This window comes from Streptomyces sp. SAS_270 (assembly GCF_052543295.1).
In genome coordinates this window covers 1-12768 of record NZ_JBMNDS010000067.1, presented here as the reverse complement: position 1 = coordinate 12768, position 12768 = coordinate 1, and the positions used below count along the sequence as shown (strand labels likewise).

General features: G+C 70.0%; 12 protein-coding genes. 11 read left to right on the top strand and 1 reads right to left on the bottom strand.

Annotation, left to right across the window (positions count from 1 at the left end; genetic code table 11):
- The first annotated feature begins 207 nt into the window (after nt 1-207).
- The 8 genes from ACN6LB_RS33465 to ACN6LB_RS33430 all read left to right on the top strand — a co-directional run bounded on the left by ACN6LB_RS33465 (nt 208) and on the right by ACN6LB_RS33430 (nt 8800).
- A complete protein-coding gene (locus ACN6LB_RS33465; RefSeq protein WP_445029112.1) occupies nt 208-834 on the top strand; it encodes an isochorismatase family protein in 627 nt (208 codons plus the stop codon).
- Entirely contained in the window at nt 831-2750 is a 1920-nt protein-coding gene (locus tag ACN6LB_RS33460; protein WP_445029111.1) for an anthranilate synthase family protein, read from the top strand. Before ACN6LB_RS33465 ends, ACN6LB_RS33460 begins: the two co-directional genes overlap by 4 nt.
- Nucleotides 2740-3069 (top strand): hypothetical protein, encoded by a 330-nt coding sequence (locus ACN6LB_RS33455; protein ID WP_445029110.1) that lies wholly within the window; start codon nt 2740-2742, stop codon nt 3067-3069. The genes ACN6LB_RS33460 and ACN6LB_RS33455 overlap by 11 nt, the downstream gene beginning before the upstream one ends.
- A gap of 28 nt (nt 3070-3097) precedes the next feature.
- Nucleotides 3098-3928 carry a PhzF family phenazine biosynthesis protein gene (locus ACN6LB_RS33450; RefSeq protein WP_445029109.1) on the top strand — a complete coding sequence of 277 codons (831 nt, stop codon included), beginning with the start codon at nt 3098-3100 and terminating at the stop codon, nt 3926-3928.
- 21 nt (nt 3929-3949) lie between these two features.
- Nucleotides 3950-4588 (top strand): phenazine biosynthesis FMN-dependent oxidase PhzG, encoded by a 639-nt coding sequence (gene phzG, locus ACN6LB_RS33445; protein ID WP_445029108.1) that lies wholly within the window; start codon nt 3950-3952, stop codon nt 4586-4588.
- Nucleotides 4589-5100: 512 nt separating this feature from the next.
- Complete coding sequence (asnB, locus tag ACN6LB_RS33440; protein WP_445029107.1) at nt 5101-6957, top strand: asparagine synthase (glutamine-hydrolyzing); 1857 nt, start codon at nt 5101-5103, stop codon at nt 6955-6957.
- A 135-nt stretch (nt 6958-7092) separates the two neighbouring features.
- Nucleotides 7093-7581 carry a PhzA/PhzB family protein gene (locus ACN6LB_RS33435; protein ID WP_445029106.1) on the top strand — a complete coding sequence of 163 codons (489 nt, stop codon included), beginning with the start codon at nt 7093-7095 and terminating at the stop codon, nt 7579-7581.
- A gap of 34 nt (nt 7582-7615) precedes the next feature.
- Nucleotides 7616-8800, top strand: a complete 1185-nt coding sequence (locus tag ACN6LB_RS33430) for a 3-deoxy-7-phosphoheptulonate synthase (RefSeq protein WP_445029105.1) — start codon at nt 7616-7618, stop codon at nt 8798-8800.
- 235 nt (nt 8801-9035) lie between these two features.
- On the opposite strand, the gene ACN6LB_RS33425 is transcribed toward ACN6LB_RS33430, so the two are convergent.
- On the bottom strand, nt 9036-10196 hold the full coding sequence (locus ACN6LB_RS33425; protein WP_445029104.1) for a magnesium and cobalt transport protein CorA: 1161 nt from the start codon (nt 10194-10196) through the stop codon (nt 9036-9038).
- Nucleotides 10197-10369: 173 nt separating this feature from the next.
- Here ACN6LB_RS33425 and ACN6LB_RS33420 point away from each other — a divergent pair, with 173 nt between their 5' ends.
- The 3 genes from ACN6LB_RS33420 (at nt 10370) to dmpI (ending at nt 12707) form a co-directional block, all read left to right on the top strand.
- A complete protein-coding gene (locus ACN6LB_RS33420) occupies nt 10370-11467 on the top strand; it encodes a winged helix DNA-binding domain-containing protein (protein ID WP_445029103.1) in 1098 nt (365 codons plus the stop codon).
- Nucleotides 11468-11524: 57 nt separating this feature from the next.
- Entirely contained in the window at nt 11525-12397 is an 873-nt protein-coding gene (locus ACN6LB_RS33415; RefSeq protein WP_445029102.1) for a LysR substrate-binding domain-containing protein, read from the top strand.
- Nucleotides 12398-12524: 127 nt separating this feature from the next.
- Nucleotides 12525-12707 carry a 4-oxalocrotonate tautomerase DmpI gene (gene dmpI, locus ACN6LB_RS33410; RefSeq protein WP_356136493.1) on the top strand — a complete coding sequence of 61 codons (183 nt, stop codon included), beginning with the start codon at nt 12525-12527 and terminating at the stop codon, nt 12705-12707.
- The last annotated feature ends 61 nt before the right edge of the window (nt 12708-12768 follow it).

The following is a 12768-nucleotide window of genomic DNA, read 5'->3' as shown; positions in this document are numbered from 1 at the left end:
TCCCTGCGTTCCCGCACCACATCCGCCGGGCCGACGGCGCGGTCCCCTGTTGCCACGGACCGCGCCGGACAACACGGCCACGCACGTCGTGCCCGCTCCGGCGACGGCCGGCGACACGGGGCGTCCCCGGCGTATCCCCTCCCCACGTCCCGAGTCCCCCTCCCCACCACGCCCGGATGATCCTCCCTCTCTCGGAAGAAGCCGCCCATGAAGGGCATACCCCCCATCCGTTCGTACCCCCTGCCCACCACCGCGAGCGTTCCCGAGAACGTCATCCAGTGGACTGCTGACCCCCGACGGGCGGTCCTTCTCATCCACGACATGCAGGGCTACTTCCTCAGGAGCTTCCCCGACCCGCTGCGCGCCGAGATCATCGACAATGTCGCCACCCTGCGCGAGCGCTGTGCGGCCGAGGGAGTGCCGGTGGCCTACACGGCGCAGTCCGGCGGGATGACCGAGCACGAGCGCGGCCTGCTCAAGGACTTCTGGGGACCGGGTATGCGCACGGAACCGGAAGACCGGGCGGTCGTGCCCGAGCTCGCCCCCGCCGCCGGCGACTGGCGCCTGACCAAATGGCGCTACAGCGCCTTCTTCCGCTCGGACCTGCTGGAGCGCATGCGGGCAGCAGGCCGCGACCAGCTCGTGCTCTGCGGTGTCTACGCGCACGTCGGTGTGCTGGCCACCGCACTGGAGGCGTTCACCAACGACATCCAGCCGTTCCTGGTCGCCGACGCCACCGGTGACCTCTGCGAGGCCGACCACCGACTGGCCCTGGACTACACGGCGCGGCGCTGCGGGACGGTCGTCCTGACCGACGAGGTGTTCCGGGCATGAGCGCGCCGACCGAGAACCCCGACCGCACCCCGCTCGACCGCGTTCTCTCCCTGGAGCCGACCGCGTTCGCCCTGCTCCACCGGCCCGGAGCGCATGCCGCGCCGGCCACCGTCGACGTCCTGGTGGGGGACATGGCCCAGCTCCGGTCGTTGGCGGACATCCCGCTCCACGACAGCGGTGCGAACGTGCCCGTTCCACGGCAGGAAGTCCTGGTGCTGGTGCCCTACCGGCAGCTCACCGAGCGAGGGTTCGCCGTCCCCGACGACGGGGAACCGCTGCTCGCCATGACCGTCACCGCGCAGCAGACGGCCACGGTGCCCGAACTCCTGGCCCGCATCCCACAGATACCGCTCCGGCTGGTCGACCAGCACTTCGACACGTCGGACGAGGAGTACGCCGAGACCGTACGCCGGATCGTCACGGACGAGATAGGCATCGGAGAGGGCGCCAACTTCGTCATCAGGCGGTCCTTCCTGGCCTGCCTCAGCGACTACTCGCCGCGCCACGCCCTGTCCGCCTTCTGCGCCCTGCTGGCCCGGGAGCCGGGCACGTACTGGACCTTCGTCATCCACACCGGGGAGCGCACCTTCGTGGGCGCCACCCCGGAGCGCCACGTCTCGCTGAGCGGCGGAACGGCCGTGATGAACCCCATCAGCGGCACCTACCGCTACCCGCCCGCCGGACCCACCCTGCAGGGCGTCACAGAGTTCCTCGCCGACCGCAAGGAGACCGAGGAGCTCTACATGGTGCTCGACGAGGAACTCAAGATGATGGCGCGGATCTGCGAGCGCGGGGGCCGGGTGACCGGGCCCCACCTGAAGGAGATGGGGCGGCTGGCCCACACCGAGTACTTCATCGACGGCAGAACCGACCTCGACGTACGCGACATCCTCCGCGAGTCGATGTTCGCCCCCACGGTCACCGGCAGCCCGCTGGAGAGCGCCGCGCGTGTGATCAGCCGGTACGAGCCGCAGGGGCGGGGCTACTACAGCGGGATCGCCGCGCTGATCGGTACGGACGCGGACGGCGAACGCACCCTCGACTCCGCCATCCTGATCCGCACCGCCGACATCGATGCGGGCGGCCGGGTGCGGATCGGGGTCGGCGCCACAGTCGTGCGCCACTCCGATCCGTTCTCGGAGGTGGCCGAGACCCACGCCAAGGTCTCCGGGCTGGTTTCCGCTCTGCAGTCCGGCGGCGCCTCCCGTTTCGGACAACACCCGGAGGTGGTGTCCGCGTTGCGGCGTCGTAATGCGGACATCGCGGGCTTCTGGCTGAAGGACCACGCATCACACCGGGCGGCGGTGGCCGAGTCGGTGCGGCCGGCGGGGCTGACGGGGCTGAAGACGCTGGTGATCGACGCGGAGGACTCCTTCACCGCGATGCTGGGCCTGCAACTGGACGCGCTGGGACTGCAAGTGGCGATCCAGCGCTTCGACGACGCCACGCTCGACGGGTACGACCTGGTGGTCATGGGCCCGGGCCCCGGCGATCCTCGCGCGGACGGCGATCTGAAGATCCTCCGCCTGCGGTCGGTGGTCGACGAACTCCTGGCCCGACGCCGGCCCTTCGTCGCCGTCTGCCTGAGCCACCAGGTGCTCAGCAGGAGGCTGGGACTGGACCTCGTACGTCGTGACGCACCCAACCAGGGCGTGCAGCGGGGGATCGACCTGTTCGGTGCGCGGGAGCAGGTGGGGTTCTACAACACGTTCGCGGCCCGCAGTACCGAGGACCGGCGCCACGTCGACGGCGTCGGACCGGTGGAGATGAGCCGTGACCCACTGACCGGTGAGGTGCACGCCCTGCGCGGCCCCCGTTTCACCTCGATGCAGTTCCACCCCGAGTCGGTGCTCACCGTCGACGGGCCCCGCATCGTGGCCGCCTCGATCCGGAGGGCGCTGGGTCATGCGGCTTGACATCGTGTGGTGGGACCTGGACCAGTCCTCCGCGACCATCGACTCGCTCCGGGAGCACCTGCGTCAGGACGCGGTCGAGCAGTGGGCCGGCGTCCGCGGGTTGCGGCTGAAGTTCTGGATGGCGGACCGGGACCGCAACCGGTGGGGCGCGGTGATGGTGTGGGAGGGCGACCGGCCCCAAGTCCTCCCGCCGAACCGGGCGTCCGAACTTATCGGCTGTCCGCCGACCCACCGCTCGGTCTTCACCGCCGAAGCCGTCGTGGAGGGCGCGTACGCGCTGGCCGCCCTCCATGGGACCGGCCCGGTGTTCACGGCGTAGGGCCAACTCACACATTACGGAGATCCTCATGCACGAGTACGTGGTTGTGGACGCCTTCTCCCGCACTCCGCTCGAAGGCAACCCCGTGGCCGTCTTCTTCGACGCCGACGACCTCACCAGCGACCAGATGCAGCGCATGGCCAAGGAAATGAACCTGTCGGAGGTCACCTTCGTGCTCTCCGCCCAGCAGGGCGCAGACGCCCGGATCCGGATCTTCACACCGGTCAACGAGCTGCCGTTTGCCGGTCATCCGTTGCTCGGAACGGCCGTGGCTCTCGGCGAGGTCAAGAAGACGGACAGCCTGCGGCTGGAGACAGCCATGGGCATCATCCCGTTCGAGTTCTACGACGACGGGGGAGTAGCCGTCCGGATGCGGCAGCCGGTGCCGACGTGGAAGCCGTACGAGCGCGTCAAGGAACTCATTCAGGCGCTGGGGGTCGAGTCGTCGACCGTACCGGTGGAGATCTACCGCAACGGGCCCCGCCACATCTTCGTGGGACTGTCGAGCGTGGCCGCGCTGTCCGCTCTCGACCCCGACCACCGCGCCCTGGCCCAGTTCCCCGACATGGCCGCCAACTGCTTCGCCGGCAGCGGCACGCACTGGCATACGCGGATGTTCTCGCCGGCCTACGGCGTGGTCGAGGACGCGGCCACGGGCTCCGCGGCCGGACCGCTCGCCGTCCACCTCGCCCGGCACGGGCTCGCCGAGTACGGGCAGGAGATCGAAATCCTCCAGGGGGCCGACATGGGCCGCCCTTCCTACATGTTCGCCACCGCCCACGGGTCGGGGGACCGCGTCGACGACGTCCGGGTGGGCGGCCACGGCGTTGTCGTCGCCCGCGGCGTCATCCATGTGTGAATGCGCGAGAGCGAGGTTGTGATGGGTACCAGCAGGCTGGAGAGTCTCACCGGCGAGATCGGTCTCGACTTCCCCGAATACGAGGCACCACCACCGGAACCGATGCCGCTCGTGAAGCAATGGATCGAGCAGGCCGTCACGCGCGGTGTCCGGGAACCGCTCGCGCTGGCGCTGGCCACTGCGGACGCCGAGGGCCGCTCCTCCAACCGGATCGTCGCCGTCCTCGAAACGACCGAGCAGGGCCTGGTGTTCACCAGCCACAGCACCAGCCGGAAGGGCCGCGAGCTGTCCGCCACGGGCTGGGCGTCCGGCGTGCTCTACTGGCGGGAGACGGGCCGGCAGCTGATCCTCTCCGGCCCCGTGGCGCAGATGTCCGACGCCGAGTCGAACGCCCTGTGGTTCGGCCGCCCGATCCCCCTGCACGCCATGTCGGCGGCGTCCCGGCAGAGTGAGCTGCTCGAGGACGTCACGGCCCTGCGCGCCGAGGCCGAGCGCCTGTCGGCCAGGGGTACGGCGCTGCCCCGCCCGGCTCGGTTCGTCGGATACCGGCTGTGCCCGGCAGCCGTCGAGTTCTGGAGCGCGGACCCGGACAGGATGCACCGCAGGCTGCGCTACGACCGTCATGGCGACGGCTGGCGCACAAGCAGGCTGCAGCCTTAGGGAGTTCGACGACGAGGCCCGGGCCGCCGACGGCCCCGGGGCGGGACGCCAGAGCCGCCACTGGTGGCGCGTCGCCGGAGCGAACTTCCCGTCCCGGCATACGGCGCGGCCCCACCCACCCACTCGCGCAGGCCTGCGGCCAGGTCCTGCCAGTCCACCCGGCATCAGCCGACCGCCCTCGGCACACCACCGTTCCCCATACGAAAGGAGTGGCCCGTGAGGGACAACGCCCCGAAGGTACCGGCTGCGCCGGACTCCTCGTCGCGAAAGCCGGGCGTGAGCCGGGCGCTACGGGCGTGAGCCGACCGCCAGGTGAGGGTGAGCGGCCCGGCCGGGACCGCCCGCTGGGCTGTCTGCCGGAGCCGGCGTCGGTCGAGTTCTGGCAGGCCGACCGGAAGACCCGTCGCACCAGAGACTGCGTGACGAGCGTGACGGTTCCGGCCGGCGTGCGGACCAGCTCCAACCCTGACCGTGCTCCGGATCATGTACTCAAGAGGAAGAAGGGCAAGGCGATGTGTGGAATTACGGGCTGGGTCTCGTTCGACCGGGATCTGACTCAGCGGCGCACGCAGCTGGACGCCATGACGGAGACCATGGCCTGCCGGGGCCCGGACGCCGGAGGCGCCTGGCTCGACCGGAATGCGGCGCTCGGTCATCGGAGGCTGGCGGTCATCGACCTCGAAGGCGGCATCCAGCCCATGGTGGTGCCCACCGACGACGGCCCGGTGGCGCTCACCTACAGCGGTGAGGTCTACAACTACACCGAGCTCAGGAGCGAGCTGATCCGCCGGGGTCACCGGTTCGAGACCCGCAGCGACACCGAGGTCGTGCTCCACGGCTACCTGGAGTGGGGCGAAGCGGTCGCCGAACGGCTCAACGGCATGTTCGCGTTCGCCGTCTGGGATTCCCGGGTCGAGAAGCTCGTGATGATCCGCGACCGGATGGGCGTCAAGCCGCTCTACTACTCCAGCACCGACGACGGTGTGATGTTCGGCTCCGAGCCGAAGACGATCCTCGCCAACCCGCTGGCGGACCGCGCGGTCGACCTCGCCGGCCTGCGGGAACTGTTCAGCCTCACCCAGACGCCGGGCAGTGCGCTGTGGTGCGGAATGCACGAGGTGCTCCCGGGCGGCCTGGTCACCGTCGACCGCTCCGGCCTGCGAGAGCACCGCTACTGGACGCTCCCCACCCGTCCGCACACCGACGACCGGAAGACCACCGTCGCCACCGTGCGCGAACTGCTCGAGGACATCGTCAGCCGCCAGCTGGTCTCCGACGTCCCGCGCTGCACCCTGCTCTCCGGTGGTCTGGACTCCAGCGCGATCACCGCGCTGGCCGCCGCCAAGCTGGGCCGGCCCGGGGAGCACGGCGAGCCCGGCGAGAAGGTGCGCAGCTTCGCGGTGGACTTCGTCGGACGGAACGACCACTTCGTCGCCAACGTATCGCGTGGCACGACGGACGCCCCGTACGCGCTCGAGGTGGCCGCGCACGTCGGATCGCAGCACGAGTCCATCGCGCTCGACAACGCCGCGATCGCCGACCCGGACGTGCGCCGGGCCGTCATCACCGCGCGGGACAGTCCGTTCAGCTTCGGTAACGTGGACACTTCGCTCTACCGGCTGTTCCAGGCCATCCGACAGCAGTCCACGGTCGCCCTGTCCGGCGAGTCCGCCGACGAGGTCTTCGGCGGGTACCAGTGGTTCCACCAGCCGGAGGTCCAGGCCGCGCAGACCTTCCCCTGGATGGACGTCTTCGTCACCGGCCCGCAGGCCCAGTCGTCGCACCGGTTCAACGCCGACATCACCGCAGCCCTCGACCTGCCCACCTACATCCGTGACCGCTACTCCGAGGCGGTCGGCGAGGTCGAGCGGGCCGAGGGCGAGAGCGACCACGAGATGCGGATGCGGGTGATGTGCCACCTGCACCTGACGCGCTTCGTCCGGATGCTCCTGGAGCGCAAGGACCGGATCAGCATGGCCGTCGGGCTGGAGGTCCGGGTCCCCTTCTGCGACCACCGCCTCGTGGAGTACGTCTACAACACCCCGTGGTCGTTGAAGACCTTCGACGGCCGGGAGAAGAGCCTGCTCCGCGCCGCGACGGCCGACCTGCTGCCCAAGTCGGTGCTGAACCGGGTGAAGAGTTCCTACCCCGCCACTCTGGACCCGCACTACAACAGCGCGCTGCTGCAGCAGTCCAAGGAACTGCTCACGACCGACGACCCGGTCTTCGACCTGGTCGACCGCAGCTGGCTGGAGGACATCACACGGCAGGACCCGGCCTCCATGCCGATCCACGTCCGCAACGGCGTGGAGCGCCTGCTCGACCTGAGCACCTGGCTGGACATCCACCGCCCCGAACTCCGCCTCTGACACCGAGTTCCGGTCGATTGCGGACGGCATCGAGACAGCACCGCTGGTGCCTGCGAACGGACACGGTCGCAGGCAGCGGTGGGCAGTCGGCCGCATTCACCGCGTCAATATCCACGTCCATACAGGAGGAACGTTGTGTCTGAATCCGTCAATTCTCAGGGATTCAGCGACGAGGTCGAGCTGCGTCGCATCAACCGCGCCACCGTCGAGCGCTACATGAATACCAAGGGTCAGGACCGGCTGCGTCGGCACGAGCTGTTCACCGAGGACGGCATCGGCGGTCTGTGGACCACTGACACCGGTGGACCCGTCGCCACCCAGGGCAGGGACCGGCTGGCCGAGCACGCCGTCTGGTCGCTGAAGTGCTTCCCGGACTGGGAGTGGTACAACATCCAGATCTTCGAGACCCAGGACCCCAACCAGTTCTGGGTGGAGTGCGACGGACGCGGAAAAATTCTCTTCGGCGACTACCCGGAGGGGTTCTACGAGAATCACTTCCTGCACTCGTTCGAGCTGGACAACGGAAAGATCAAGCGGGAGCGGGAATTCATGAACCCGTTCCAGCAGTTGCGGGCTCTAGGTATTCCGGTTCCGGAAATCAAGCGCACCGGAATACCGGCCTGACAGGTACAACAAGACCGCTGGATCGGAGTACGTCTTGGAAGACGTAAAGCGGGAGATTCGTATACGCGGGGCATTGCATCAACCCGAATGGAGCGACCTTTCACAGGCTGGCCGGGTAGGCGAGTCACTCGCCACGCGCCCCACTCTCATACAGGCCGACGACCTGACCACGCTGCGGACTCTGCTGGGCACGGTGGCCCTCGGCGAAGCCATGGTGCTGCAGTCCGGCGACTGCGCCGAGGACCCGCAGGAATGCACACGCCACCATGTCGCACGGAAGATCGCGCTGCTCGACCTGCTCGCCGGGTCGCTCGGCCTGATCACCGGCAAACCCGTCCTGCGGGCAGGACGTATCGCGGGGCAGTTCGCCAAGCCCCGTTCCGAGTCCACCGAAGTGATCGACGGCGCCGAACTCCCCGTTTTCCGGGGACACATGGTCAACGGCCCGGAGCCCGACCCCGAAAGGCGCCGGGCCGATCCACTGCGCATCCTCACCGGCTACATGGCCGCCTGTGACATCGTCGAGCACCTGGGCTGGCGCGACCGCGCCGCAGGGCGCGAGGTCGTGGAGCCGCTGGTGTGGACCAGCCACGAGGCACTGCTGCTCGACTACGAGATACCCATGCTGCGCATGGACGACAAGGGCCGGATGTTCCTGGGCTCGACCCACTGGCCGTGGATCGGTGAGCGCACCCGCCAGGTCGACGGCGCCCACGTTGCCCTGCTCGCCGAGGTGAGCAACCCCGTGGCGTGCAAGGTCGGCCCCACCATGGAGCCCGACGAACTGCTCGCCCTGTGCGAGAAGCTCGACCCGTGGCGCGACCCCGGGCGGCTCACCCTGATCGCACGAATGGGAGCCGACGCCGTCAGCGACCGGCTGCCCGGCCTCGTGGAAGCCGTACGCGGCGCGGGTCACCCCGTCGTCTGGCTCAGCGACCCTGTGCACGGCAACACCGTCACCGCGCCCGGCGGTTACAAGACACGGCTCGTGGAGACCGTCTCCCTGGAGGTCTCCCGCTTCGTCCAGGCCGTGCGCGTCGGCGGCGGCGTCGCCGGCGGACTGCACCTGGAGGCGACGCCGGACGACGTCACCGAGTGCGCCTTCACCGAGGCCGAACTCGACTCCGTCGGGGACCGCTACACATCCTTCTGCGATCCCCGCCTCAACCCGTCGCAGGCCCTCGCCGTGGTCTCGTCCTGGACTGCCGGCACCGCATGAACGGACCCGCCCGCACGTCCCGATCTGCCCGATGGGCCTCCTGTCGGCGTCCCCGGCCACCCGATGACCGCCATGCCCGACGCCTCCACGGCCGCCGCGCTGGTCGCGGTCGCCGAGGAGTAGCGCAAGAGCGCGGCTGATTCTCCCCAGATTCTCCCCAGCGGCCTCAGCCCCGACCCGGGAGCCGACGATCGGAGCTGCACCTCCTCGCTGCAGCATCTCCCGCGGCGATCACTCAGAGCCAGTCCTTGCGCTTGAAGATGACGTACAGACTGGTACATACAACCGCCATCAGGACGATCGCGAAGGGGTACCCGAACACCCAGTGCAACTCCGGCATGCTGTCGAAGTTCATGCCGTAGATCGTGCCCACCAGCGTCGGGGCGAACAGAATCGCCGCCCACGACGAGATCTTCTTGATCTCCTCGTTCTGCTCGAAGCCCGCCTCGGCCAGCGCGCGCATCTCGGCGTTCTGCTGTTGGGTGACCAGGGTCGCGTTGACCGTGAGGATGTCGGTGAGGGCCTGGCGGAAGCCGTCGACGCGTTCGCTGGTGTGGGTGACGTGGTCGGCGACGTCGCGGAGGTAGCGCTGGAGTTCCTCGTCGGTGCCGTACTTGGCGAAGCCGGCCATCAGCGCGTGCAGCATGCCGACCAGGGGGCGGGTGGCGCGCTGGAACTCGACCATCTCGCGCGAGAGTTCGTAGATACGGCGGGAGACCTCGGGGTCGCCGCGGAAGACCTCGGTCTCGATCTCGTCGATGTCGTTCTGGACGCCGGAGACGACCGGCACATAGCCGTCGACGACGGAGTCGAGGATCGCGTAGAGCACGGCCTCCGGGCCGAGCTTCAGCAGTTCCGGTGTGTCCTCCATGCGGCGGCGCACCGCCGAGAGGTCCGGCGCCGCGCCGTGGCGCACCGTGATCACGAAGTCCGGGCCGACGAACAGGTGCAGTTCGCCGAAGTCGACCTCCTCGGGCGCGTCCAGATAGCGGGCCGCGCGCAGGACGACGAAGAGGGTGTCGCCGTACCGCTCCAGCTTCGGGCGCTGGTGGGCCTCGAGCGCGTCCTCGACGGCGAGCGGGTGCAGGTCGAACTCGGCTGCCAGGGAATGGAGTTCGGACTCGGTGGGGCGGGCAAGGCCGATCCAGGCCATGCCGTCCGGCTCGTCGCGGAGCTGCCGGAAGGTGTCGGCGAGGGTGACGGGTGAGGCGACCCGCACGCCGTCGCGGTACAGCGCCGCCTGTACGACGCTGCCCGCCTCCGCCGGCTCCGGCGCCGGCGGTTCGGAGGGGGGCGCGGGGGGCTGGACGGGAGGCACGGCGGGCGGGGTCAGGGCCCGGCGCCAGGCCGACTTCCTGCCGTTCTTCGAGGCTGCGCGGGCGCGTCGCTCTGACATCGCGGCTGCCTCCACTGTCGAGTCGTCTCGAAGCCTGTCTCGGACGTACGTCTGCGTGATCACGGAGCACGAGCAGGATATACGGGGCAAACGACGTCGGCGTGCGAAGCCTGTCAAGGTCCGGTAAGCCTTGCGGACAGAAGGTGTCCGCAAGCCTCGCTACCGTGCTGAACATGACGAAGACGAACGGGCCCGTCCTCACCCCCCGAGCCCTCAACCGCGCCACCCTCGCCCGTCAGCACCTCCTCACCCGCTCCTCGCTCTCGGCGCTCGACGCGGTCGAGCACCTGCTCGGGCTCCAGGCCCAGAACGTGAAGCCGCCGTACTACGCGCTCGCCGCCCGGCTCGACGGCTTCCGGCCCGAGGAACTGTCGCAGGCGCTTCAGGCGCGGGACGCCGTACGCATCGTCACCATGCGTTCGACCATCCACCTGCACACCGCGGAGGACGCCCTCACGCTGCGGCCGCTCGTGCAGGGGGCCCGGGAGCGGGAGCTCCACAACTTCCGCAAGGGGCTCGTCGGCGTCGACCTCGACCGGCTGACCGCGCTCAGCCGAAAGCTGGTCGAGGAGGAGCCCCGCACCATGCAGCAGCTGCGTGAGGCGCTGCTGGTCGAGTGGCCGGACGCCGATCCGCAGTCGCTCTCCGTGGCCGCACGGTGCAGGCTGCCGCTCGTGCAGGTCACCCCGCGCGGCCTGTGGGGCAGAAGCGGTCAGGTCGCGCTCACCACGGTCGAGCACTGGCTCGGCCGCCCCGCCGAGCCCGTGCCCACTCCGGACGCCACGGTCCTGCGCTACCTCGCCGCCTTCGGGCCCGCCTCCGTCAAGGACATGCAGACCTGGGCCGGTCTGACCCGGCTGCGCGACGCCTTCGAGCGCCTCCGCCCCCGGCTGGTCACCTTCCGCGACGAGCACGGCGTCGAGCTCTTCGACCTCCCGGACGCTCCGCTCCCCGACGCGGACACCCCGGCCCCGCCGCGCTTCCTGCCGGAGTTCGACAACCTGCTCCTCTCGCACGCGGACCGCACCCGGGTGGTGCCGCCCGAGCTCAAGGGGCGCTACTGGCAGGGCAATCGGGCGTACTGCACCCTGCTCGTCGACGGGTTCCTGGCGGGCCTGTGGCGACTGGAGGAGGAGTCCCTCACCATCGAGCCCTTCGGTGAGCTGACCGGGGCCCAGCGCGAGGACGTGGTGGAGGAGGCCGAGCGGATGCTGACGACCATGGCGGGCCCGTCCTCGTTCGACATTCGGTTCGGGACCGTCCTGAGCTGATCCCGGCAGGCCGGGGCGGCCCCGGCCGTCCACCGCAGGGGGCTTACAGTCCAGGGCATGGAACTGCGGCAGCTCAGCTACTTCGTGACCGTCGCCGAGGAGCTGCACTTCGGGCGGGCGGCGGAGCGGCTGCACATCGTCCAGTCCGCGGTGAGCCAGCAGATACGGCGTCTGGAGCGGGAGTTGGGCGCCGAGCTGTTCGACCGCTCGCCGCGGCACGTACGGCTCACGGGTGCGGGGGAGCGGCTGCTCCCCGAGGCGCGGACGGTGCTCGCCGCGGCGGAGAGGGCGCGTACGGCGGTCGCTCCGCGGCAGGGGCTGCGGATCGGCACGAGTGCCGGACTCGGGGAGCATCTGGACCGGGTGCTGGTCGCGTTGTCGAAGCTCGCTCCGGACGTGCCGGTGGAGCTGGTGTCCGTGCCGACCGGCGAACGGCTGGCGCGGGTCGCCGACGGCCGGCTGGACGCGGCGTTCGTGCGGGCCCCGGAACCCGCGCCCGGTGTGCGGATCGTCCCGCTGTGGCCCGACCCGCTGGTCGCCGCCGTCCCGGCCGGGCATCCGCTGGCCGGCCAGGAGGAGCTGGCGCTCGGCGACCTGGCCGCGCTGCCGCTCAGCATCACCGCGCGCCGCAACAACCCCGCCCTGGTGGACCTGGTCGTCGGGGCCTGCCACGACGCCGGGTTCGAGCCGGTGCCCGGGCCGGTGAGCGGTTCGCTGCAGGACACCCTCGCGACCATCGGGACGCGTCCGCTGTGGACGGTCGTGTACGCCTCGCAGGCGCGGGTGCTGCGTGCGCCCAGGGTCGCCTTCGTGCCGTTCAGGGCGCCCGGCCTCGCACTGACCGCGGGCCTCGCGCTGCCGGCGGCGGTCGCACAACCCTCGCCCGGAGTGGCCGCACTGCTCGCGGCCTGCGGCGATCACGAGAACTGATCGCTGCGCTCTCCGGCTGCTTCTTGGTCGGCGGCGCCCCGCGCGATGAACTGAACTCCGTCAGCCTCGCAGGCGCCACCGAGCGGCACGAGGCGCCATACACAGCCGTACTCAAGGGAGTTCAGTCATGCCCATCGTCACCATTCAGCAGGGTCCGCGCGATGTCGAGCTCAAGCGTGACCTCGTCAAGCGCGTCACCGACGCCTTCGTCGACGCGTACAAGATCCCGGCCGAGACCGTGCAGGTGTGGATCCACGAGGTGCCGACGGACAGCTGGGGCGCCGCCGGGAAGCTGATCGCCGACAAGTAGGCGGGTGGAACGGCAGGCGGATCACATGGATAGGGGGCGGGGGGGGGGGAGGGGGGGGGGG

Excerpts from the sequence above, each read along its gene's own strand:
- ACN6LB_RS33460 (WP_445029111.1), top strand. The coding sequence starts at position 831 with ATGAGCGCGCCGACCGAGAACCCCGACCGCACCCCGCTCGACCGCGTT.
- ACN6LB_RS33420 (WP_445029103.1), top strand. The coding sequence starts at position 10,370 with ATGACGAAGACGAACGGGCCCGTCCTCACCCCCCGAGCCCTCAACCGC.
- ACN6LB_RS33465 (WP_445029112.1), top strand. The coding sequence starts at position 208 with ATGAAGGGCATACCCCCCATCCGTTCGTACCCCCTGCCCACCACCGCG.
- dmpI (WP_356136493.1), top strand. The coding sequence starts at position 12,525 with ATGCCCATCGTCACCATTCAGCAGGGTCCGCGCGATGTCGAGCTCAAG.
- ACN6LB_RS33455 (WP_445029110.1), top strand. The coding sequence starts at position 2,740 with ATGCGGCTTGACATCGTGTGGTGGGACCTGGACCAGTCCTCCGCGACC.
- ACN6LB_RS33450 (WP_445029109.1), top strand. The coding sequence starts at position 3,098 with ATGCACGAGTACGTGGTTGTGGACGCCTTCTCCCGCACTCCGCTCGAA.
- asnB (WP_445029107.1), top strand. The coding sequence starts at position 5,101 with ATGTGTGGAATTACGGGCTGGGTCTCGTTCGACCGGGATCTGACTCAG.
- ACN6LB_RS33425 (WP_445029104.1), bottom strand. The coding sequence starts at position 10,196 with ATGTCAGAGCGACGCGCCCGCGCAGCCTCGAAGAACGGCAGGAAGTCG.
- phzG (WP_445029108.1), top strand. The coding sequence starts at position 3,950 with ATGGGTACCAGCAGGCTGGAGAGTCTCACCGGCGAGATCGGTCTCGAC.
- ACN6LB_RS33415 (WP_445029102.1), top strand. The coding sequence starts at position 11,525 with ATGGAACTGCGGCAGCTCAGCTACTTCGTGACCGTCGCCGAGGAGCTG.